16 protein-coding genes are annotated in these 21774 nt (G+C 75.5%); 11 read left to right on the top strand and 5 right to left on the bottom strand.

Annotated features, from left to right (window positions below; translation table 11 throughout):
* The first annotated feature begins 400 nt into the window (after nucleotides 1–400).
* Both ACIRRS_RS04040 and ACIRRS_RS04035 read left to right on the top strand, forming a co-directional pair.
* Nucleotides 401–1843 carry a glyceraldehyde-3-phosphate dehydrogenase gene (locus ACIRRS_RS04040; RefSeq protein ID WP_402964641.1) on the top strand — a complete coding sequence of 481 codons (1443 nt, stop codon included), beginning with the start codon at nucleotides 401–403 and terminating at the stop codon, nucleotides 1841–1843.
* A gap of 353 nt (nucleotides 1844–2196) precedes the next feature.
* The gene (locus tag ACIRRS_RS04035) at nucleotides 2197–2709 is read left to right on the top strand and encodes a hypothetical protein (RefSeq protein ID WP_402964638.1); all 513 of its coding nucleotides are present in this window, start codon (nucleotides 2197–2199) and stop codon (nucleotides 2707–2709) included.
* Between the two features lie 38 nt (nucleotides 2710–2747).
* On the opposite strand, the gene ACIRRS_RS04030 is transcribed toward ACIRRS_RS04035, so the two are convergent.
* On the bottom strand, nucleotides 2748–3566 hold the full coding sequence (locus ACIRRS_RS04030) for an ABC transporter permease (RefSeq protein WP_402964635.1): 819 nt from the start codon (nucleotides 3564–3566) through the stop codon (nucleotides 2748–2750).
* On the bottom strand, nucleotides 3563–4486 hold the full coding sequence (locus ACIRRS_RS04025; protein ID WP_402964632.1) for an ABC transporter ATP-binding protein: 924 nt from the start codon (nucleotides 4484–4486) through the stop codon (nucleotides 3563–3565). The genes ACIRRS_RS04030 and ACIRRS_RS04025 overlap by 4 nt, the downstream gene beginning before the upstream one ends.
* 265 nt (nucleotides 4487–4751) lie before the next feature.
* Between ACIRRS_RS04025 and ACIRRS_RS04020 the strand changes: the two genes are divergently transcribed.
* The 8 genes from ACIRRS_RS04020 (at nucleotide 4752) to ACIRRS_RS03985 (ending at nucleotide 18718) form a co-directional block, all read left to right on the top strand.
* Nucleotides 4752–4925: a hypothetical protein gene (locus tag ACIRRS_RS04020; protein ID WP_402964629.1), complete on the top strand. Its 174-nt coding sequence runs from the start codon at nucleotides 4752–4754 to the stop codon at nucleotides 4923–4925.
* A gap of 141 nt (nucleotides 4926–5066) precedes the next feature.
* Nucleotides 5067–6314, top strand: a complete 1248-nt coding sequence (locus ACIRRS_RS04015) for a cytochrome P450 (RefSeq protein WP_402964626.1) — start codon at nucleotides 5067–5069, stop codon at nucleotides 6312–6314.
* Nucleotides 6311–7096 carry a biotin/lipoyl-containing protein gene (locus tag ACIRRS_RS04010; RefSeq protein ID WP_402964623.1) on the top strand — a complete coding sequence of 262 codons (786 nt, stop codon included), beginning with the start codon at nucleotides 6311–6313 and terminating at the stop codon, nucleotides 7094–7096. Before ACIRRS_RS04015 ends, ACIRRS_RS04010 begins: the two co-directional genes overlap by 4 nt.
* Complete coding sequence (locus ACIRRS_RS04005; protein ID WP_402964620.1) at nucleotides 7093–9396, top strand: ATP-binding cassette domain-containing protein; 2304 nt, start codon at nucleotides 7093–7095, stop codon at nucleotides 9394–9396. Before ACIRRS_RS04010 ends, ACIRRS_RS04005 begins: the two co-directional genes overlap by 4 nt.
* Nucleotides 9393–11555: an ATP-binding cassette domain-containing protein gene (locus tag ACIRRS_RS04000; RefSeq protein ID WP_402964617.1), complete on the top strand. Its 2163-nt coding sequence runs from the start codon at nucleotides 9393–9395 to the stop codon at nucleotides 11553–11555. Before ACIRRS_RS04005 ends, ACIRRS_RS04000 begins: the two co-directional genes overlap by 4 nt.
* A gap of 1 nt (nucleotide 11556) precedes the next feature.
* Nucleotides 11557–14856 carry a DUF4135 domain-containing protein gene (locus tag ACIRRS_RS03995; RefSeq protein ID WP_402964614.1) on the top strand — a complete coding sequence of 1100 codons (3300 nt, stop codon included), beginning with the start codon at nucleotides 11557–11559 and terminating at the stop codon, nucleotides 14854–14856.
* A 41-nt stretch (nucleotides 14857–14897) separates the two neighbouring features.
* Nucleotides 14898–17165, top strand: a complete 2268-nt coding sequence (locus ACIRRS_RS03990; protein ID WP_402964611.1) for a TOMM precursor leader peptide-binding protein — start codon at nucleotides 14898–14900, stop codon at nucleotides 17163–17165.
* 38 nt (nucleotides 17166–17203) lie between these two features.
* Nucleotides 17204–18718: a SagB family peptide dehydrogenase gene (locus ACIRRS_RS03985; RefSeq protein ID WP_402964608.1), complete on the top strand. Its 1515-nt coding sequence runs from the start codon at nucleotides 17204–17206 to the stop codon at nucleotides 18716–18718.
* Between the two features lie 102 nt (nucleotides 18719–18820).
* Here the strand turns inward: ACIRRS_RS03985 and ACIRRS_RS03980 are convergent, their stop codons facing one another.
* The 3 genes from ACIRRS_RS03980 to ACIRRS_RS03970 form a co-directional block, all read right to left on the bottom strand.
* The gene (locus ACIRRS_RS03980; protein WP_402964605.1) at nucleotides 18821–19489 is read right to left on the bottom strand and encodes a LuxR C-terminal-related transcriptional regulator; all 669 of its coding nucleotides are present in this window, start codon (nucleotides 19487–19489) and stop codon (nucleotides 18821–18823) included.
* A 51-nt stretch (nucleotides 19490–19540) separates the two neighbouring features.
* On the bottom strand, nucleotides 19541–19759 hold the full coding sequence (locus tag ACIRRS_RS03975; protein WP_402964602.1) for a hypothetical protein: 219 nt from the start codon (nucleotides 19757–19759) through the stop codon (nucleotides 19541–19543).
* A gap of 249 nt (nucleotides 19760–20008) precedes the next feature.
* Nucleotides 20009–20338, bottom strand: coding sequence for a hypothetical protein (locus tag ACIRRS_RS03970; RefSeq protein ID WP_402964599.1), 330 nt, complete (start codon nucleotides 20336–20338; stop codon nucleotides 20009–20011).
* Between the two features lie 322 nt (nucleotides 20339–20660).
* Between ACIRRS_RS03970 and ACIRRS_RS03965 the strand changes: the two genes are divergently transcribed.
* Complete coding sequence (locus ACIRRS_RS03965; protein WP_402964596.1) at nucleotides 20661–21668, top strand: LuxR C-terminal-related transcriptional regulator; 1008 nt, start codon at nucleotides 20661–20663, stop codon at nucleotides 21666–21668.
* Nucleotides 21669–21774: the final 106 nt, after the last annotated feature.

Below are 21774 nucleotides of genomic sequence, written 5' to 3'. Positions count from 1 at the left end.
ACTCAAAGCCGCCGGGGGTGGGCCCCGGCCGGGGGGGGGGGCCCCGGGCGCGCCCCCCCCCCCCCCCCCGCCCGCCCCCCCCCCCCCCCCCGCGCGGGCCCCCCCCCCCGCCGCGGCGGATCGTGGGAAGGTGCATGGCGGCGAGTATGAGGGTGCCGGCAGCCAGTGGCTATTACACGCTCTGATCGGCGAGGGCTGCCGGTGGGCGGTCTTCCGAGCGGTGACGGGGTGGCGGTGATCACCTTCGCGCGCCCGCCCGTACGCCCGTCGTGAGGGGAAAGCGCAGGTCCGGGGCGTGGGGATGGCGGGGGGCGGGAGGGGTCGGGCGGGGACCGGCCGAAGGGGGGCGGGCGGGCGAAGCTACGATGTCGGCAATACCCTCAGCTCGAAAGATGGACTTGTGACTGTCAACGACGACGTGTTCACGGACTGGAAGAACCGCGAGGAGATCGCGGAGTCGATGATCCCGATCATCGGGCGCCTGCACCGCGAGAAGGACGTCACCGTCCTGCTGCACAGCCGGTCCCTGGTGAACAAGTCGGTGGTCAGCATCCTCAAGGCGCACCGCTTCGCCCGGCAGATAGCCGGCGAGGAGCTCTCGGTCACCGAGACCATGCCGTTCCTGAGCGCGCTCACCACCCTGGATCTCGGCCCCTCCCAGATCGACATCGGCATGCTGGCCGCGACCTACCGCGCCGACGACCAGGGCCTGAGCATCGAGGAGTTCACCGCCCGCGCCGTCGCCGGTGCCACGGGCGAGGAGAAGCTGGAGCGCCGCAACGGGCAGGACGTCGTCCTGTACGGCTTCGGCCGCATCGGCCGCCTCGTCGCCCGCCTGCTGATCGAGAAGGCCTCCGGCAACGGGCTGCGCCTCAAGGCGATCGTCGTCCGCAACGGCGGCGGCGACGACCTGGTCAAGCGCGCCTCCCTGCTGCGCCGCGACTCCATCCACGGCCAGTTCCAGGGCACGATCGTCGTCGACGAGGCGAACAACAAGATCATCGCCAACGGCAACGAGATCACCGTCATCTACTCCAACGACCCGAGCGAGGTCGACTACACGGAGTACGGGATCAAGGACGCCGTCCTCATCGACAACACCGGCCGCTGGCGCGACCGCGAGGGCCTGTCCAAGCACCTGCGCCCCGGCATCGCCAAGGTCGTCCTGACCGCGCCCGGCAAGGGCGACGTGCCGAACATCGTCCACGGCGTCAACCACGACACCATCAAGCCGGACGAGCAGATCCTCTCCTGCGCCTCCTGCACCACCAACGCCATCGTCCCGCCGCTCAAGGCGATGGAGGACGAGTACGGCGTCCTGCGCGGTCACGTCGAGACCGTCCACTCGTTCACCAACGACCAGAACCTGCTGGACAACTACCACAAGGCCGACCGCCGCGGCCGCTCGGCACCGCTCAACATGGTGATCACCGAGACCGGCGCCGCCTCCGCCGTCGCGAAGGCCCTCCCGGACCTCGATGCGAAGATCACCGGCAGCTCGATCCGCGTGCCCGTCCCGGACGTCTCGATCGCCATCCTCAACCTCCAGCTCAAGCGCGAGACCAACCGCGACGAGGTCCTGGAGTACCTGCGCGAGGTCTCGCTGACCTCCCCGCTGAAGAGCCAGATCGACTACATCGACTCGCCCGACGCCGTCTCCAGCGACTTCATCGGCTCGCGCCACGCCTCGATCGTCGACGCCGGCGCCACCAAGGTCGAGGGCGACAACGCGATCCTCTACCTGTGGTACGACAACGAGTTCGGCTACTCCTGCCAGGTCGTCCGCGTCGTCCGCTACATCTCGGGCGTCGACTACCCGACCTACCCGTCCCCGGCGGTCTGACCCACCCGGGACCCCACGGTGGGGCGGCGGCCACTGCGGCCGCCGCCCCACCGGCGTTTCGGGGGAGAACGGTCGGTAGGTTGAGGGGTCACGGACAGGTGGAGGGAGTCAGGGTGATGGGGATGGGTGGCCGGCGGGTGGCGGCTGTGGTGGGGGCCGTTGTGGTGGTCGGGGTGTTGGGGGGTTGTTCGTCCGGGGGGTCGAAGGGGGACTCGGCGGCGGTCGGGGGGTCGGCTTCGGTGGTGCCTTCGGTGAGTGGGGCGGCTTCGACGGCGCCTGCGGCGACGGCGGGGGTGCCGACGGGGGCGGCGACCACGGGGGCGGCTGCGGGGACGACGGCGCCGGCTCCGGCTGTGCCGGGGGCGGATCTGGAGGCGGTGCTGCTGGACGACAAGGTGGTCGGGCAGGTGCTGCCGGACGGGAAGGCGATGGCGGGGTGGGACGAGGAGCGGCGGCGGGTGGACACGGCCGATCACAAGATCACCTGCACCGCCGGGACGAACCTGTGCGCCGGGAAGCCGTTGAGCGGGCAGGTGCGGTTCTCGTCGGGGGACCTGGTGACCAGGTTCATCGTGGACACGCTGCCGAGCCGGGACGCGGCGAAGGAGCGGCTGAAGGCGTCGTACACCTCGTACGCGACCGGGCAGTTCCAGAAGGTGGACGCGCCGACGGTGGGCAGTGAGAGCCAGGCGTTCACGGGGGACGGCGTCAACATCGTGTGGCGCTCGGGAACGGTCGTGGCGAGCGTGAGCACCGAGGGCGGGCCGGCGGACGTGGCGGCGGCGCGGAAGTTCGCGGCGATGCTGGCGCAGCGGATCGAGCAGGCGCAGGCGGGGAGGACGCCGGACGCCGGGCTCGGGGCATAGGACGTAGGAAGCGCCCCGGCCCGGCGGTGGGCCGGGGGTCAGCCGTGGCGCGGCTCCCAGCGGAAGAGGCGGCGGGTGAGGACGGCCGAGCCCGCCGTCCAGGCCGCGAGGAGGGTGAGGGCGCCGAGCGCGTGCGGCCAGGTGGCGAAGGTGCCGAGGACGGGCAGCGGGCCGCCGGACCAGGTCTCGGTGCCGAAGGCGCGGCCGAACCAGGCGGTGCGCAGGGTTTCGACCACGGGGCTCAGCGGCAGGGCGTGCGCGGGGGCCTGGAGCCAGTCCGGTAGCGAGGCGAGCGGGGTGGCGACCCCGCCCGCGAACATGGAGAGCAGCAGGACGGGCATCGCGACCAGCGGCGCCGCCTCCGCGCCGGGGGTCAGGCCGGACAGGGCCGCCGCGAGCAGGGCGAAGAGCGCGAAGCCGGCGGCCAGGGCGAGGAGCAGTAGCAGCGGGTCGGCGGGCAGGGGGGCGTCGAACCAGCCGACGGCGAGCGCGCCGAGCAGGACGGTCTGCACCAGCAGCACCGCCCCGGCCGCGCCGAACTGCCCGGCGAGGACGGCGCTCGGGGGCACCTCGGTGCCGCGCAGGCGCTTGAGGACGAGGTCGTCGCGGCGGGCGACCAGGCCGTTCAGCAGGTTGATGAACGAGGTGACGAGGGCGAACCCGACGAAGCCGACCGTCACGTACGCTCCCGCGGGGACGCCGCCGATCTCTCGGCCGCGGACCGGGGCGGCGACGGCGACGGTGAGCAGCACGGGGAGCAGGAAGCCGATGAAGGTGGAGCGCCGGTTGCGCCAGAACACCCTCCAGGAGAGCAGGAGTTGGGCGCGGGCATAGCCGGTCCAGCGGGGAGTGCTCATCGGGAGGCCTCCAGGAAGACGTCCTCGAGGGAGGCGCCGCGCACCTCCAGGCCGTCCAGGTCCAGGGAGTTGGCCTCCGCCCAGGTGTGGAGGGCGGCCAGGGCGGGGCCGGAACGGGCGGCGGTGTACTCGGCGGTGCGGCCCACGACGTGGGGGCGCGAGCCGAGGACGAGGGGGAGGCCGGCGGGGTCGACGCCCGGGGGCAGCGGGAAGGTGATCCGGGTGCCGTGCCCGGCGAGGACCTCGGCGACGGTGCCCAGCGCGGTGAGCCGCCCGGCGTCCAGGATGGCGACGCGGTCGGCGAGTTGCTGCGCCTCCTCCAGGTAGTGGGTGGTCAGCAGCACGGTGGTGCCCGCGTCGCGCAGCGCCCGTACGGTCTTCCAGGTGCTCTGGCGGGCCTGCGGGTCCATGCCCGTGGTGGGCTCGTCGAGGAACAGCACCTCGGGGGTGCGCAGGACGGCCAGCGCGAGGTCCAGGCGCCGGCGTTCGCCGCCCGACAGCTGCCCGACGCGGACGGCGGCGCGGCCGGTGAGGCCGACCAGGTCGAGGGCCTCGGCGGTGGGGCGGGCGCCGGTGGTGAAGGTGCGCCAGGCGTCGACCGTCTCGCGGACGGTCAACTCCCGGAAGAATCCGCCCTCCTGGAGCATCACGCCGGTGCGGCGGCGCACGGCGGGCCCGTCGCGGTACGGGTCCAGGCCGAGGACGCGGACGGTGCCGGCGGTGGGCGGGCGGTAGCCCTGGAGGAGTTCCAGGGTGGTGGTCTTGCCGGCGCCGTTGGTGCCGAGCAGGGCGAAGAGTTCTCCGCGCGCGACGGTGAAGGAGATTCCCCGAACGGCTTCGTGGTCGCCGTGGCGATGGCGCAGCTCGTGCACCTCCACGGCCGCTTCTCCGGGCTGTGCCGGGAATTCGTCTGATGTCATGGGGACAGCGTGCAGAGCAGTGGGCGAGAAATGCAAGATGGGGACAAAAGGCCAGGTCAGAGGGCATGGAAAATGTCATGGGTGAGGGTGTGTGATTTTGCAGGTGGGGATTCCTGACATCTCCTACTGGGCGTGATGAGGGCCGCAGGAGCATAGTTTTCCTCGTCGCCAGGAAGCGCCGGGAAAACCGGAAAGCGAATGGGCGGCGGAGAAAGTCCGACCGGCCCCGCCGGGGTCGGCGGAAAGCGTCCGAAAGGGGACCGCCATGTCCGAGAAGAACATCACCGAGACCGCCGCCGTCGAGAACGAGCAGTTCGACATCGAGATCGAGGAGCTGGACGGCGTCAACGCGGGTGTCAGCGTGAGCTCGCTGGCCTGCGCCGCCTGCCCGGTCTCCAGCTTCAGCTCGGTCGCCAACGCGGTCGACAGCAACGCCTGATCCACGGGTCCTTGTGCCGCGGTGGGTCCGCTCCGGCGGGGCCACCGCGGCACCCCTGTATCCACCCTGTGTCAAACCCTCTCAACCCCCTCAACTCCTCCGGGAGCCACAGGAAACCGACCACGTGAGGAGAGCCGGGCGATGGACAGCCTCCGGCACGCGTTGACGCGGTTCATCCAGGAGCCCGCCACGCAGCACGACCCCTCCACGCTCTACCGCCGGCTGCTGACCGAGGCGCCCGTCCTGGACCTCGGGCGGGTGCACGTCGTCTCCGGCTACAGCGAGATCGTCACCGTGCTCACCCACCCCGGCACCGCCGTCGACCCGGCCTCGGTCGGGCTGCCGCGCGCCGGCACCACCGAACTCGCCCGGGTCGTCGCCCGGATGCTGCCGATGCGCGACGGCGCCGACCACACCCGGCTCAAGCGCCTCGCCACCACGGCGTTCAGCGCCCGCCGGCTGGAGCGGATGCGCGGACGCATCGACGCGACGGTCGAGCGGATGATCCAACCCCTGCTGGAGAAGCGCGAGTTCGACGTGGTCGCCGATCTGGCGGTGCCGCTGCCGGTGGCGATCTCCTGCGCGATCCTCGACATCCCCGACAGTGAGCAGGACCGCGTCACCGGGTGGGCCCGGCTGGTAGCGCGCTCGCTGCTGGAGGACTTCGGGGCCGATCCCGGCGAGCACCTGGTGGCCGAACTCGACGCCGAGTTCGAGGAGTTCAGGGCGTACGTGGAGGAGCTGTGCGCCGCCCGCGCCGCCGACCCCGGGGACGACCTGATCAGCCGGCTGACCGTGGCCCGCGCGGAGGGGCGCCTCGACGACCAGGATCTGATGGCCTTCGTGGTCATGCTGCTCGCCAACGGGCTGGAGACGCTGACCTCCGGACTCGCCCTGGCCGTCTGGGAGTTGCTGCGCCGCCCCGAGCTGGCCGAGCTGTGCCGCGAGCACCCCGAGCGGGCCGAGGCCGTCTTCGACGAGGCGCAGCGGCTCGGCAGCCCCGTCCGGGCCAGCGCCCGGGCGCTGACCACGGACGTCGAGGTCGGCGGGACGGTCATTCCCGCCGGGCGGGTCGTGCTGCTGCTGTACGCCGCCGCCAACCGGGACCGGCGGCGCTTCGCCGACCCGGACCGCTTCGACCCGGACCGGGCCGAACTGCGCCACCTCGCGTTCGGCCACGGTCCGCACCACTGCCTCGGCGCGCCGCTGTCCCTGACGGCGGGCGCCGAGGTGCTGCGCCGCTTCGCGGAGGCGGGCGGCGTACGGGAGTTGAGCACCCCGCTGACGCCGGAGACGGCGCGCTGGTCGACGCAGTTCGTGTTCGGCGGGCTGCGCGAGCTGCCCGTCCGCGTCGGGGCGCGGCAGCCGGTGGGGGTGGGGCGCCCGTGAGTACCGCGACCGAGGAGCAGAAGGCCCCCGCCGCCGTGGCGGCGGCCCGGGCGGCGGCCGTGCTGGAGCCCGGGCAGGACAAGCCGGTGCGGCTGGTCGGCGCCCGGCTGTGGGCGGCCGTGGTGGCCCTGGTGCTGGTGGTCGGGGCGGGGACGGGCTGGGTGGCGTTCGGCCGCCTGCCGTCCACCGTCGACCTGCCGGCCGTCCTGGCGCACGGCACGGCGCCGCAGACCGTACGGGCGGAGCGTGCCGGGGCGCTGCTCGCGTACCGGGTGGAGCCCGGCCGGGCGGTGACCCGGGGCGAGCCGGTGGCCGTGCTGCGCACGCCCGAGGGGGAGGAGGTGCCGGTGCCGGCCCCGGAGTCGGGCACCGTGACGGCCCTGCTGGCCTCGCCGGGCGAGCAACTCGCGCCCGGTGCGGGGCTGGTGGCGGTCGACGAGAGTGCCGCGCCCGCCACCGTACGGCTGTACGCCACGAGCCTGGCGGACGCCGGGAAGCTGCGGCCGGGCCGCACCGTGCTGGTGCCGGTGCCCGGTGTGGGGACGGTCCGGGCGCAGGTCACCGCCGTGTCGCCGCTGCCCGTACGGGCGAGCACGCTCGTGGGGAGCTTCCCGACGGCCCTGCCCGGGCTGCCGCAGGGCGAGGCGCCGGTCTGGCAGGCGTACGCCGAACTCCCGCAGCTGGATGGGAAGGTGACCGGCCCGGTGCCGCTCACCGCCACGCTGGACCTCGGCGCCCGCCACCCGTACCAGGCCGTGTTCGGGACGGAGGCCGGACGATGAGCCTCGACGTGAAGGAGGCCGCCCGCCAGGCGCCTCCGCCCCCGCCCCCGAAGCAGGGCAGGGCCCGGCGCCATCTGCGCACGCCCGTCGTCCCGCAGATGGAGGAGCAGGACTGCGGCGCCGCCTGCCTGGCCGTGGTGCTCGGCGCTTTCGGCCGCCGGGTCACGCTGCACGAGGCCTCGCGCGCCTGCGGCGTCAGCCGCGACGGCGTGAGCGCCGCCGCCGTGGCGCGGGCCGCCGGACGGTACGGGCTGATCGCCCGGGGCCGGCGGGTGGTGCGCGGCGAGGGCCCGCTGCTGGGCCTGGAGCAGCTGCACGTGCCGTCCATGGTGCTGGTCACCGGGCCGCACTTCGCGATCTACGAGGGCGTGCGGCGCGGCCGGGTCCGCGTCAACGACCCCTCCCTGGGCGGCTATTCGGCCACGCCGGAGGAGTTCTGGGACTCCTTCGCCGGGATCGCCGTCGGCTTCGAGCCCGGGCCGGACTTCCTGCCCGGCGGGCAGCGGCTGCCGTTGCTGAGGGCCCTGGCCGCGCGGCTGCGCCCGTACGCCGGGCCGCTGCTGCTCGCGCTGGCGCTGGCCGCGCTGCTGGCGGCGCCGGGGGTGGCGGCGGCGTTCCTGCTGCGCGCCTACCTGGCCTCAGTGGTGGTGGGCGGGGCCCAGGGCTGGGCCGTGCCGCTGACGCTGACGGCCGCCGCCACGGCGGGCGTGGTGCTGGGCGGCTCCTGGCTGCAGCAGACCGTCGTCAACCGGGTGCTGGAGTCGATGGCGGCCCGCTCCTCGGCCGGCTTCCTGTGGCGGATGCTGCGCCTGCCCGGGGAGTTCTTCCACCGCCGCCAGCTCGGCGGGCTCGTCACCCGGGTGCAGATGAACGACGGCCTGGCGGTGCTGCTCTCGCACCGCGCGGCCAACGCCGCCTCCGCCGCGGCCTCGGCCGCCGTCCACCTGGGCGCGCTGCTGTACCTGGAGCCGAGGCTGGCCGCCGTGCCCGTGGCGGTGGCGGTGCTGGACGTGGTGGCGCTGCGGCTGGCCGAGCGCCGGCGCGGCGGGCTGGTGCACCGGCTGCACGCGGAGCAGTACAAGCGTGACGGGGTGGCCTTCTCCGGGGTGTCGGCGATCGAGACGCTGAAGGCGGAGGGCGCCGAGGACGCGTTCTTCCGCTCCTGGGCGGGCTGGCAGGCCCGGGCGATGGAGACCGGCCAGCGGGTCACGCAGGCCGTGCTGGTGCCGCTCTCCCTGCCGGGCGCGCTCAACTCGGCGGCAGCGGCGGCGGTGGTCCTGATCGGGACGTCCCTGCTGGTCGGCGGCTCGCTCTCGTTCGGGACGCTGGTGGCCGTCCTGCTGCTGATGTCGGGCTTCCTCCAGCCGCTCGCCCAACTGGTCGGCATCGGCTCGGAGTTCACCATGGCGAGGGCGCAGAACGCGCTGCTGGAGGACGTGGAGTCCGCCGAGGCGGACCCGTGGCTGACGCCCGTGTTCGACGCGCCCGTGCTCGACCCGCTCGCCGATGACGCCGATGACGCAGAGGGCGCCCGGCTCACCGGTGAACTCCGGCTCGAATCCGTCGAGTTCGGCTACGACCCGAACCGCCCGGCGACGGTGGAGGGCCTGGACCTGACCGTCCGCCCGGGGGAGTGGGTCGCCGTGGTCGGCGGCAGCGGCAGCGGCAAGTCCACCCTCGCCCGGCTCGCCGCCGGGGTGCTGCGCCCCTGGGCCGGCCGGGTGCTGCTGGACGGGCGGGCCCGCGAGGAGTGGCCGCGCGCCGTCGTCACCGGCCAGGTCGCCTACGTGGAGCAGACGTTGAGGCTCTTCGAGGGCACCCTGCGGGAGAACCTCACGCTCTGGAACCCCGCCCTGCCCGAGGAGGCGCTGCACCGCGCGCTGGCCGACGCCGAGGCCGCCGGGATCGTCGCCGGACGCGGCGGGCTGGACGCCGGCCGCGTCGAGGAGGACGCCCGCAACCTCTCCGGCGGGGAGCGCCAACGACTGGAACTGGCACGGGCGTTGGCCCTGGACCCGGCGCTGCTGGTGCTGGACGAGGCCACCTCGGCCCTGGACGCCGACACCGAGGCGGCCGTCAACGCCCACCTGCGCCGCCGGGGGGTCACCTGCCTGGTGCTCGCCCACCGGCTGAGCACCATCCGGGCGGCGGACCGGGTCGTCGTCCTGGAGCGCGGCCGGATCGTCCAGCAGGGCGCGCCGGAGGAGCTCGCCGCCGTCCCGGGGCCGTACCGCACGCTGCTGGCCGACCTGGACGGCGGCTCCACGAGCAGTTCGACAGGGAAGGAGGAGCAGGAATGACCGGCCGAGCGGAGCTGCTGACCGCCACCGCCGGGGCGAACCGGGCCGCCCTGGCCGAGGCGCTGCACGCGCTGCACCAGACGCCCCAGACGCCCCGGGCACCCCGGGAGGAGACGGGCGACCCGGCCGTGGCCGTTCTGGCCGCCCTGGGGGTGCCCGTACAAGGAGTGGCCGTGAGCCCCGGCCCCGGCACCCTGACCGCGCTGCTGCGGTCCGCCGGGGTCCGGCACCGCACGGTGACCCTGCCGCGCGGCCGCGACGGCCACGGCGACCCGGCCGGGCTGGCGGGCCCGCTCGTCGGCTTCGCCGCCGAGGACGGCCGGCCCGTCGCCCTGGTGCCCCGCCCCCGTGGCGGCCACCGGCGCGTCGACCCGGCGGGGGAGCGCCACCCCGACCTGCGCACCGAGGCGCTCCAGCTCTACCTCCCCCTGCCCGGCGGGGAGTTGGGGCTGGGAACGCTGGCCGGATTCGTGCTGCGCGCCCCCGGCGCCCGGCGCGACCTGGCCCGGCTGACGGCCGCCGGCCTCGGCGCCGCGCTGCTCGGCCTGCTGGTGCCGCTGAGCACCGGCGTGCTGCTGCCGAACCTGCTCGCCGCCGAACGGCACCCGCTGCGCTGGCTGGCCCTGCTGCTGGGCCCGGCCGTGCTCGGGGCGTGGCTGCTCACCCTGGTGCGCAACACCGCCGCCGTCCGGCTCTCCGGCCGGGTGCAGGCCGCGCTGGAACCGGCCGTCTGGGACCGTCTGCTCGGTCACGACGCCCGGTTCTTCCGGGACTTCACCACCGGGGACCTCGTGCACCGGGCCAACGCGGTGGGGCAGGCCCGGCAGGCGCTCTCCGAGGTGCTGGTGGGAGCCGTCCTCGGCGCGGTGTTCGCCGTGTCGGGGCTGAGCGTCCTGCTGCTGGTGGACGCGAGGCTCGGCGGGCTGCTGCTGCTCGCCGTGCTGGCGGTGGCCGGGGCGCTGCTCCTGCTCGGCCGCCGCCGCCAGCGCCACGAGAGCGAGGTGTTCGCGCTGCACGGGCGCCTCAACGGCCTGCTGTACGGGCTGCTGCTCGGCGTGGACAAGATCCAGACGGCGGGCCGGGAGATCCAGGCGTTCGCCCGCTGGGCGGTGCCCTTCGCCGCCCAGAAGCGGGCCGACGCCGCCGCCCAGCGCGCCGACGCGGCCGCCGCCGCACTCACCGCAGGGCTCCAACCGCTGCTGCTGGCGGTCCTGTTGGCGGGGGCGACGGCGGCCGGGCACACCCCGTCGGGCCACCTGATCGCGGCGGGGGTGGCGGCCGGCCAGGTCGCCGCCGCCGTCGCCCAGGTCACCCACGCGGCCACCGCCGCGTACGGGATCGCCCCGGTGCTGGACCGGCTGCGGCCGATCCTCGCCCCGGCGAAGGCGGCCGGAACCAAGGCCGACGGCCCGGGCGCCGACCCCGGCGAGCTGCGCGGCGAGGTCGCCCTCGACACGGTGACCTTCCGCTACCCGGGGGCCTCCACCCCCGCCCTGGACGGGGTGTCGCTGCACGCCGCGCCCGGGGAGTTCGTCGCCGTCGTCGGGCCCTCCGGCGCCGGGAAGTCCACGCTGATCCGGCTGCTGCTCGGCTTCGAGACCCCCGAGGCCGGGGCCGTGCGCTACGACGGCCGCGACCTCGCCGCCCTCGACGCCCGCCTGGTGCGCCGCCGGATCGGCACCGTCCTCCAGCACGGCCGGATGCTGCGCGGCTCGCTGCTGGACAACCTGGCCGGCGCCGACCCGGACGAGGTCACCCTCGACCGGATCTGGGAGGCCGCCGAACTCGCCGGGATCGCCGAGGAGTTGCGGCGCCTGCCGCTCGGCCTCGGCACCCGGGTGGGGGAGGACGCCCAGGGCTTCTCCGGCGGCCAGGTCCAACGCCTGCTGCTGGCAAGGGCGCTGGTGCGCCGACCGGCCGTCCTGCTGCTGGACGAGGCCACCTCGGCGCTGGACAACACCACCCAGCGCAAGGTCGCCGGAGCCGTCGCCGACCTCGACACCACCCGGGTCGTCATCGCCCACCGGCTCAGCACCGTCCGCACCGCCGACCGCATCCACGTGCTCGACGGCGGCCGGGTCGCCGCCGCCGGAACCTACCGCGAACTGCTCGGCCACGACCCGCTGTTCACCCGACTCGCCCGACTCCAGGAGCTGTGAGATGCCGCTCGACCTGCACACCTGGCTCGCCGTCGACGGCGCCACCGCACCCGAGACCGAGCCCGACGAAGGAGCACTCTTGCCCGGCCCGCCCCGCGCGGACGAACGGCTGCGCGCCGTCATCGCCGCCGCCGCGAGCCTGCCCGAACGCGCCGCCGCCCGCACCGACGGCGCCGCCCGCTTCACCCCCGACCCCTCCGAGGACCGCCGCGAGCGCCGCGCCGCCGTCGACACCTGGCTGCGCCGGGCGGGCGGCGGCAGCCGGGCCGGCACCGCCGCCCTGCTCGACCACCTCGCCTCCACCGGCCGCCCCCTCGGCGACGGCCTGCGCCCCGTCCTCCTCGCCGAGGCCGCGACCCCGCCCGACTGGGCCCTGGCCCTCGCCGCCTTCCTGCGCACCCTGCCCGAGACCCCCGGCCCCGCCACCGCCGCCCCCGGCGCGATCACCGCCGCCTACGCGGCCGCCGCCGACCACCTCCTCCCGTACAGCCCCAGCGGCATCCTCGGCGTCCCCCTCACCGACCGCGCCCGCGCCGAGCTCGGCCGCCTCCTCACCGCCCGCCTCACCGAGGTCACCAACCTCTCCCTCTGCCACGAGCTCCAGGCCGTCACCGGCCGCCCCCGCGCCACCGACTGGGACGCCGCCGGGGGCCTCGACACCTCCCGCGAGGGCTGGCTCGCCCGCCTGGAGCGCCTGCCCGGCCTCGCCCACCTCGTCGGCACGGCCTGCCGGCAGTGGCAGCACGCCCACACCGAGCTGTTCGCCCGCCTCGCCGCCGACCGCGCCCTCCTCGTCGAGCGGATGTGGCAGGGCGAGGACCCGGGGGCCCTGGACACCCTGCGCGGCGAGGCCGGCGACCGGCACGCCGGCGGGCGCTCCGTCGTCCTGCTGCACTTCGAGGGCGGGCGCTCCGTGGTCTACAAGCCCAAGGACATGCGCCACGCCACCGCCTACCTCGCCCTCACCGAGCGCCTCAACCGCGAGCTGTCCCTGGACCTGCCGCTGCGCACCGTCCTGCCGCGCAGCGACCGGGGCGACGACGGCCACGCCGCCTCGCTGACCGGCACCCCGGACGGCGACTACGGCTGGGAGGAGCTCGTCCCGCACCGGCCCTGCGCCGACCGCGGCGGCTTCGCCCGGTTCTACCGGCGGCTCGGCATGACGATCCGGCTCGTCCAGCTGCTGGAGGGCCGCGACCTGTGGGCGGACAACCTCCTCGCCGACGGTGAGTACCCGGCGCTGATCGACCTGGAGTGCCTGCTCTACCCGCGCGTGCAGCCGCCGCCCGCCGTCCGGCCCGAACAGCACGGCCTGATCGACGAGTTGGAGTCGACGGTCGTCCGCACCGCGATGGCCTTCCAGTCCTGGACCCCGGCCCGGGGCGGCGACACCCTCGACATCGGCTGCCTCTCGCGCCTGGGCAGCCTGGAGGTCGCCCCCGGCGTGCCCGCCCTGCCCCTGCCGCCGTACCGTCCGGTGACGACCACGGCGGACGGCGGCACCGCGACCGCCGACCCCTGGCGGTACGGGTACGAGGTGGTGGACGGCTACCGCGAGATGCAGGCCGCCCTGCGGCGCGTCGCCCACGAACTCGCCGACCCCGAGGGCCCGTTGGCGGGCTTCCGGGGCATCTGGGTGCGCTACATCTGGCGCCACACCTGGGACGGCTACAAGATCCTGCGCGCCTCCACCAGCCCGCTCGCCCTCGACTCCGGCGCCACCCGGGAGACCGTCCTGGCCGGAGCCCTCCACGGCACCACCCCGGTGCTCGCCGACACCCCCGGGCGTACGGACCTGGCGGAGGTGGTGCTCGCCGAGATCGACGCCTTCCGCCAGCTCGACATCCCCTTCTTCCGCTCCCTCACCACCTCCGACTCCGTCTTCGCCGCCGACGGCCGCGAGATCCCCGGGCACTTCGCCGGCACGGGCTGGCAGCGGCTGCGCCAACGCGTCGCCGAGATCGAGGAGTTCGACCTCGATGCCCAGGTCGCGGTGCTCACCGGCTGCCTCGACGCCGCCCGCGGCGGCACCGACCGCACGCCCGCGCCCGAGCCCCGCACCCGGCGCACCGGCGCGGCCTCGCCGCGCGCCCGCCGCCGCGTCGTGCCCAGCGAGGGCCAGCTGCTCGACCACGCCGTCCGCATCGGCGACGCCCTGCTCGCCGACTCCCGCCCCGGCGGCAGCCGGCTCGGGCAGAGCTGGTACCCGGGCACCGGGCTGCGCCAGGTCGAGGTGCTCGGCCTCGACCTCGTCACCGGCACTCCCGGCCTCGCCGTCCTGCTCGCCGAGCTGTGGGCCGCTACCGGCGAACCCCGCTTCCACCGCGCCGCCCGCGAACTCCTCGCCCAGGCCGCCTCGTTCATCGACCCGCAGGCCCCCCGCGCCTTCGCCTTCGCCGCCGACCCCCGCCTCGCCGGAGGCCGGCCCGTCCCCGGCGGCCTCGCCGGACCGGGCTCGCTGATCCACGCCCTCGCCCGCGGCGCCGTCCTGCTCGACGCCCCCGAACTCGCCGCCTCCGCCCAGGCGCTGGTGCCCGGCGCGCTCGCCGTCGACGCCCCGAACGCCCGCCCCGGCCGGGAGGTCCGCAGCGACGCCCCGCTCGGCCGCGCCGGGCTGCTGCTCAACCTGCTGCGCCTGCGCCGCGCCACCGGGACCGGCCACGCGCCCACCGAGGAGGGCGTCCGCACCCTCGCCGCCGCGCTGCTGGCCGCCGAACCGGCCGAGGAGGAGCGCGCCCCCGGCTTCCTCGACCTGGTGCCCACCGGCTCCGACTCCGTCGCCGCCGCCCTCGCCCGCACCGTGGCCGAGGCGCCCGCCCTGCTCGCCGCCCCCGACGCCGTACGGGAACGCCTGCGCGCCCACCGCTTCGCCACCGCGACCCGCTCCGGCCGCCTCGCCTGCCTGGAGACGGCCGCCGCCCTCGGCTCCTCCGTCGTCGACCCGGGCGAACTCAACGCTCTGGAGCCGGTAGTGAGTGAGCGTCAGATCATGCAACTCAGCGGCCGCGAGCTGGTCGCCTCGGCCGGGGAGGCGCTCACCGCCGCCGAGGCCGGCCTCCTGCACACCCTGCCCGAGGGCGCCGACACCCTGCTCCCCGGCCCCTTCTACGACGGCCGGGAGGCCGCCGCCCTGCTCGCCGGCGAGCTCATCGCCCGCCACCGCGGCACCGGCAGCTGGTACCCCGAGAGGGTCGCCGACGACCGGATCAACCTCGGCACCCTGGACGGCACCTCGGCCGTCGGCCTGCTGCTGCTGCGCCTGCTCGACCCGGCCGCCGCCCCGCTCGCCACCCTGCGCTGAGCGCCGAACCCTCCCGCCACGACCACCCGTTGGGACCAGCCATGCCCGAGACACCCGCACCCGCCCTGGGCTTCCAGCCCCACTACACCCCGTACGTCGTCGACGGCGAGGCCCTCTACCTGGTCTCCGAGCGCGGCGTCTCCGTGGTCGACGGCCGCCTCGCCCAGGCCCTCGCCCCGCTGCTCGACGGCACCCGCACCGCCGAGCAGATCGGCCGCGAACTCGCCGGCACCGTGCCCGCCGACCGCGTCCGCACCGCCGTCGAGACCCTGCGCCGCCGCGGGTACCTGGCCGAGCGCACCGGCCCCGAGGACCGGGCCGCCGAGGCCTACTTCGCCATGGCCGGCCTCGACGGCGCCGCCTCCGCGCAGGCCCTGCGCACCGGCCGCGCCCGCGTCGAGGTGTACGGCGACCTCGACCCCGCCCCCTTCCTCGACGCCCTCACCGCCGCCGGGGTCACCGTCGACGACGGCGCCGGGTTCACCGTCGCCCTGACCGAGGACTACCTCCACCCCGGCCTCGCCGCCCGCGACGCCGCCGCCCGCGCCGAGGGCAGGCCCTGGCTGATCGCCCGCCCCGTCGGCTCCATCGTCTGGATCGGCCCCGTCTTCCGCCCGGGCGACGCCGAGGAGGCGGGCGCGACCGGCTGCTGGGAGTGCCTCGCCCACCGGCTCTCCGCCAACCGCCAGTCCCTCAGCTACCTCCAGCACCGCCTCGGCCAGGACGGCCCCATCCCCACCTCCGGCGCCCACCTCGCCCCGACCCTGCACACCGGCGCCCAGCTCGCCGCCCTGGAGACCGCCAAGTGGCTGGCCGGGACGCGCCCCGAGGAACCCTTCGTCCTCACCCTGGACACCCTGAACCTGGAGACCGAGCGCCACAAGCTGGTCCGCCGCCCCCAGTGCCCCGCCTGCGGCGACCCCGGGCTCGTCGCCCGCCGCCAACTCGCCCCCGTCGCCTTCGAGCCGCGCCCCAAGGCCTTCACCTCCGACGGCGGCCACCGCTCCGCCTCCCCCGAGGAGATGCTGGAGCGCTACCGGCCCCAACTCTCCCCGGTCACCGGCGTGGTGACCTCCCTCGTCCCCGCCGGGCGCACCCCCTCCGGGCTGCGGGTGTACGTCTCCGGCCAGAACCTCTCCCGCCACAGCGGTGACCTGCGCCAACTGCGCAGCGGCCTGCGGGCGTTGAGCTGTGGCAAGGGCCGCACCGACGCCCAGGCCCGCGCCAGCGCCCTCGGCGAGGCGATGGAGCGCCACTCCGGCGTCTTCCAGGGCGACGAGGCCCGCCGCACCGCGAGCTACCGCGAACTCGGCGACGCCGCGATCCACCCCGCGAGCAGCCTGCTGTTCAGCGACCGCCAGTACGAGGAGCGGGCCCGCTGGAACGCCCGCCGCTCGATGTTCAACACCGTCCCCGAGCGCTTCCGCGAGGACGAGCGCATCGAGTGGTCCCCCGCCTGGTCGCTCACCGAGCAGCGCACCCGCTGGCTGCCCACCATGGCGCTCTACTACGGCTACCAGCACCGCAACGGCTTCTTCGCCACCGGCGACTCCAACGGCGCCGCCGCCGGCACCTCCTTCGAGGACGCCGCCCTCCAGGGCTTCCTGGAGCTCGTCGAGCGCGACGCCGTCGCCCTGTGGTGGTACAACCGCGTCCAGCGCCCGGCCGTCGACCTCGACGCCTTCGGCGACCCGTACATCGATCAACTCCGGCAGGTTTACCGGGGGTTGAACCGGGAGATCTGGGCACTCGACCTCACCTCCGACTTCGGCATCCCCGTCGTCGGAGCCTTCTCCCGGCGCACCGACAAGCCCGTGGAGGACGTGCTGATCGCCTTCGGCGCCCACCTCGACCCGCACATCGCCCTCACCCGGGCCCTCACCGAGATGAACCAGTTCCTCGGCCCCGTCGCCGGGGACGCCGACGGCACCGTCGACTACACCGGCGCCGACCCCGAGCAGAAGGCCTGGTGGACCAGCGCCACCGTCGCCAACCAGCCCTACCTGCTGCCCGACCGCACCGCCCCGGCCTCCGGCCCCGGCCGCTGGGCCGCCCTCGCCGGCCCCGACCTCGCCGGGGACCTCGCCCTCGTCCAGCGGATGGTCGAGGAGCGCGGCATGGAGTTCCTCGTCCTCGACCAGACCCGCCCCGACGTCGGCCTGCCCGTCGCCAAGGTGATCGTCCCCGGGATGCGCCACTTCTGGGCCCGCCACGCCCCCGGCCGCCTCTACGACGTCCCGCTCGCCCTCGGGTGGCTCGACCGGCCCACCCCCGAGGAGGAGCTGAACCCCATCCCGATCTTCATCTGAGGGCCGCGCGAAGCCGACCCGGAAACGAGGTACCCCCGATGACCGTCACCGAACAACCGCCCCTGCGCCTGCCCGCCCCCGAGGACGGCGGCGGCGCCGGGCCGCGCACCCTGCTGCGGCTGCGCCCCGAGGTCGTCGTCACCGCGCAGGGCGACGACCTGGAACTCACCCACCCCTGGGGCCGCCAGCGGGTGCACGCCCTCGGCGCCGAGACCGTACGGCGCCTGGAGGCCCTCACCCGCGAGAGCGCCGACCTCGCCGACCTGGCCCGGCTCGGCGACGGCGGGCGGCTGCTGCACCTGCTGCGCCGCTTCCCGTACCTGGTCACCACCACCCTGGCCGACCGCCTCGGCGAACCGCTCGCCACCGCCGTCCCGATCGCCCGCTCCGCCGCCCTGCCCGGCGGGGCGCCACCGCCCGAGACGGCCGTGCTCTCCCGCTTCGCCTACCTGCGGCGGCTGCCCGAGGACCACGCCGGCGCGTGCGTCCTGGAGTCCCCGATGGCGCCCTTCCGGCTCACCCTGCACCGCCCGCCCGCCGGGGCCTTCGTCGCCGCCGTCACCGCCGCCCGGCCCGTCGCCGAGGCCTCCGTACTCGCGGGCCTCGACCCGGCGGCCGGCCGCTCCCTGGCCGCGCTGCTCGCCGGGACGGGCTTCCTGGACGACGGCGCCGCCGGCGAGCCCCCGCTGTGGGACTTCCACGACCTGCTCTTCCACGCCCGCAGCCGCCCCGGCCGTCACGACTACCCGACCGGCGGCGTCTACGCCCACCCCGAGATCGCCCAACTGCCCGCCGTCCCCGGCGCCGGGGCCCGCGAGAGCGGCGACGGGATCGACCTGCCCGTCCCCGACTGGGACGAGGTCCTCGCCCGGGACCCTCTGCTCACCGAGGTCCTGGAGGGCCGCAGCTCGGTGCGCGACTACGCGGCGGCGCCCGTCACCCTCGCCCAACTCGCCGAACTGCTCTACCGGGTGGCCCGCATCCGGCGGATCATCCCGGCCGACCCGGAGGACCCGCACGGCTACGACGTCGTCGACCGCGCCTACCCGGCCGGCGGCGCCACCGGCGAGCTGGAGATCTACCTGTCGGTGGTCCGCTGCGAGGGCCTCGTCCCCGGGGTCTACCGCTACGACGCCGCCGCGCACCGGCTGCGCCCGCGCCCCTTCTCCGGCCCGGCCGACGAGGCGGCGTTCCGGGAGCTGATGACCGCCGCCTGGCGGGCCACCGGCTGCACCGTCGACCCGCAGGTGCTGCTCACCGTCACCTCGCGGTTCGGGCGGCTGTCCTGGAAGTACAGCCAGATCGCGTACGCGCTGACGCTCAAGCACGTCGGCGTGGTCTACCAGACGCTCTACCTGGTGGCCACGGCCATGGGCCTGGCGCCCTGCGGCCTCGGTTCCGGCGACACCGACGCGGCGGCGCGGGCGCTGGGGCTGGACTGGACGGCGGAGTCCTCCGTCGGGGAGTTCCTGATCGGCAGCCGGCCCGCCCATCTGCCGCGCCGGGCGCAGCGGTTCGCGGACATCGTCACGCAGGCGCGCGCCGCCGGGTAGCGCGCGGCAGCACCGCCACCCCCGTCGCCTGTGGTCGCGACGGGGGTGGCGGTGCTGCCTGTACGGGGGCGTGGTGCGGCCGCTGCCCGGGGCCGCACGGGTTCAGAGCCAGCCGCGCTCGCGGGCGATGCGGATCGCGTCGCAGCGGTTGCGGGCGCGGGTCTTGGCGATGGCCGCGGAGACGTAGTTGCGGACCGTCCCGGGGGAGAGGGAGAGCACCCGGGCGACTTCGTTGATGCTCGCGCCCTCGGCGACCAGGGTCAGGACGGTCAGCTCGCGCGGGGTCAGCGCCACCTCCTCGGCGCGGACGGCGTCCACCACCATCCGGGGGTCGAAGACCCGCCCGCCACGGGCGAGTTCGCGCACCGCGCTGATCAGGGCGCGCGGCGGCACGTCCTTGACCAGCAGCCCGGCCACGCCCTCGGCGACGGCCCGCTGGAGCACGGCGGCGCGGGGCTGCGCGGTGAGCAGGAGCAGGGCGGTGGACGGGGAGCGGTCGCGGATCAGGGCGACGGCGTCCGAGGTGGCGCCGGGAATGTCGGGGTCGAGCACCGCCACGGCCGGCCGGGTGCGGGCGGCGGCCTCGGCGGCCTCCTCGGCGGTGGGCGCCTCGGCGACGACGGCCAGGTCCTCCTCCCGGTCGAGCAGGGCGCCGAGCCCGGAGCGGAAGAGGTGGTGCCCGTCCGCGAGGAGGATCCGGACGGCGGTGGTGGTGACGGGTGGCGGGGCGGGGGTGCGGTGGCGCAGGGGCTGGTCCAGCAGGATGCTCATCCGGCTACCTCGCAGGGTCGGGGTCGGCGGGGGAGGGGGTGGCGGGCCGGCTCAGCCCCAGCCCCAGGTGTCACCGCCGGTGGTGGGCCGGGGGGAGGGGGTGCCGGTCGCGGTGCCGGTGGGCTGCGGGGCGGGGGTGGTGGTGGAGACGGCGGGGACGGTCGAGGGGGAGGCGTCGTCCGCGAAGGCGGTGGCGGCCGTGGCGGCCGTGCCGGTCAGGATGCCGAAGCTGAGGGCGACAATCGTGATGAAACGGGCGTTCTTCGCCATGGCGGTGCCTGTCCTCTCGTCCGAGTGGCCCCGGGCTGCTTCCGGGACGCACGGTGCTGCGCCGTCCCTCTCGCGGCGGGTCCTTCTCCCGGGCCCCTGGGGGGCTGCTGTCCCGGTGTCCGGTCCGCCGTTCGCGGCGACATGAACGAGAGTGGCCGGTGAGGGGGGTGCGTGTCAGCATCCGGAGGTGGCACGAGAGTGCCGTGACACCCTGAGGCCACCTCGGGGCGGCCTTGAGCCGCGCTGGAGTCAGAGCGGGCTGGGCAGCTCGTACAGGCCCAGCGCCAGGCGGCTGTCCAGCGCGCAGTGCGGGACGGACCAGCCCGGCAACGCCCCGAGCGGCCCGGTCAGTTCGCCGCAGGCGGCACCCACGGCGGCCTCCGCGGCCAGCACGCCGGGCGCCAGGACGAACAGCACGGCGTCCACCGTGCCCGGGCCGGTCAGGACCCGGGCGTGGTCGATCCGATCGGGCCCGGGCAGTGCACGCTCCAGACCGTCGCACACCGCACCGGGGGCGGGGGTGCGCCGCTCGTGCGGACCGCCGTCCGGTGCGCGCAGCTGGAGTCGAATGACGTGCACCCAACCAAGACTGACGGATGCTCGGGCGCCGCAGTGCCGCGGACGGGTGTCAGAAATCTGTCAGGCAGCAAGATGCCAGGGTCGCGGGCCGCCAAACGGCCCGCACGGTGGGGAAATCGGGTCGGCGGTGGGCCGTGGCGTTCACAACTCGCCCATTCCGTGGACAATTCATCTCCGCGAAAGCGTTCTACGTTCGCACAGCTGACGCTACGCTGACCCCCTCGAAGGACGCCGCCCGGTCCCGCCGCCCGGTTCCGCGACGGCAGTGGAGAAGACTGCGGCGGAAGGGGTGCGCGATGGGGGAACGTCCGGGGACGGCCTGGTGAGCGGGGTGGGACCGCTCGGCCTCGGACCCTTCGAGGAAGCGGTGTACCGGACGATGCTGCTCCACCCCGAGCTGGACACGGCGGAGATCGCCGACCTGCTGGAGGCCGGAGTCACGGAGGTGCGCGCCGCGCTCGACCACCTCGCCGACCTCGCCCTCACCCGGCCCACCGGCGCCGAGGACCGCTGGCGGGCCGTCAACCCCGAACTGGGCATGGCCACCCTGCTCGCCCGGCAGGAGGCCGAAGCCGCCCGCCACCAGCGGGAGATCGAGCGCAGCCGCACCGCGATGGCCAATCTCATGGCCGACTACGCGACCGTCAACGCGCCCTCCAACCAGCCCGGCGTCGAACTGGTCTCCGACCTCGGCGAGGTCCGCGACCGGCTCGTGCAGCTCGCCGCCGACGCCACCGCCGAGGTGCTCTCCTTCGCCCCCGGCGGGCCGCAGCCCCCGCAGGTCATGGAGGCCAGCCGCGCCCTCGACCAGGAGACCCTGCAGCGCGGGGTGCGGATGCGGACGGTGTACCAGGACAGCGTGCGCAACGACCCGGCCACCGTGCAGTACGCGCGCTGGCTGCACGGGCTCGGCGGGGCGGTGCGGACGCTGCCGACGCTGCCGCTGCGGATGATCCTGGTGGACAACGCCACCGCGATCGTCCCGATCGACCCGGAGGACGCCCGCAAGGGGGCGGTGCTGCTGCGCAGCCCGGGGGTGATCGCCGCCCTGCGCGCGCTGTTCGAGCAGACCTGGGACCAGGCCCGGCCCTTCGGCGAGAGCGCCCCGCGCGACCCCCACGGGCTCACCGGGCAGGAGCGGGAGCTGCTGCGGCTGCTCGCGGAGGGGCTGACGGACGAGCGGGCGGCCCAGCGGCTCGGGGTGTCGCTGCGGACGGTGCGGCGGATGATGGCGGACCTGATGGTGCGCATGGACGCCCGCAGCCGCTTCCAGGCGGGCCTGAACGTCGCCGCCCTCGGCTGGCTCGGCGAGCCCGCGCAGAACCGTTAGGGCCCGTCTTGCCGGTCTTCCCGGGGCCGCGACGCCGGGGCACGCACCTCGCCGCGTTGTCGTCGGTCGCCAATGCTCCGCAGTGGCTCCCTCCTCCGCCTTGCGA

This window comes from Kitasatospora sp. NPDC101183 (genome assembly GCF_044767945.1).
Taxonomy (GTDB): Bacteria; Actinomycetota; Actinomycetes; order Streptomycetales; family Streptomycetaceae; genus Kitasatospora.
Note: the sequence above shows the minus strand (reverse complement) of the source record. Positions and strands in the feature narration are given on the sequence as shown.

What these genes read in the sequence shown, in the direction of transcription:
- ACIRRS_RS04000 (WP_402964617.1), top strand. Translation starts at nt 9,393, where the DNA reads ATGACCGGCCGAGCGGAGCTGCTGACCGCCACCGCCGGGGCGAACCGG.
- ACIRRS_RS03990 (WP_402964611.1), top strand. Translation starts at nt 14,898, where the DNA reads ATGCCCGAGACACCCGCACCCGCCCTGGGCTTCCAGCCCCACTACACC.
- ACIRRS_RS04030 (WP_402964635.1), bottom strand. Translation starts at nt 3,566, where the DNA reads ATGAGCACTCCCCGCTGGACCGGCTATGCCCGCGCCCAACTCCTGCTC.
- ACIRRS_RS03975 (WP_402964602.1), bottom strand. Translation starts at nt 19,759, where the DNA reads ATGGCGAAGAACGCCCGTTTCATCACGATTGTCGCCCTCAGCTTCGGC.
- ACIRRS_RS03985 (WP_402964608.1), top strand. Translation starts at nt 17,204, where the DNA reads ATGACCGTCACCGAACAACCGCCCCTGCGCCTGCCCGCCCCCGAGGAC.
- ACIRRS_RS04015 (WP_402964626.1), top strand. Translation starts at nt 5,067, where the DNA reads ATGGACAGCCTCCGGCACGCGTTGACGCGGTTCATCCAGGAGCCCGCC.
- ACIRRS_RS04005 (WP_402964620.1), top strand. Translation starts at nt 7,093, where the DNA reads ATGAGCCTCGACGTGAAGGAGGCCGCCCGCCAGGCGCCTCCGCCCCCG.
- ACIRRS_RS03995 (WP_402964614.1), top strand. Translation starts at nt 11,557, where the DNA reads ATGCCGCTCGACCTGCACACCTGGCTCGCCGTCGACGGCGCCACCGCA.
- ACIRRS_RS04025 (WP_402964632.1), bottom strand. Translation starts at nt 4,486, where the DNA reads ATGACATCAGACGAATTCCCGGCACAGCCCGGAGAAGCGGCCGTGGAG.
- ACIRRS_RS04020 (WP_402964629.1), top strand. Translation starts at nt 4,752, where the DNA reads ATGTCCGAGAAGAACATCACCGAGACCGCCGCCGTCGAGAACGAGCAG.
- ACIRRS_RS03980 (WP_402964605.1), bottom strand. Translation starts at nt 19,489, where the DNA reads ATGAGCATCCTGCTGGACCAGCCCCTGCGCCACCGCACCCCCGCCCCG.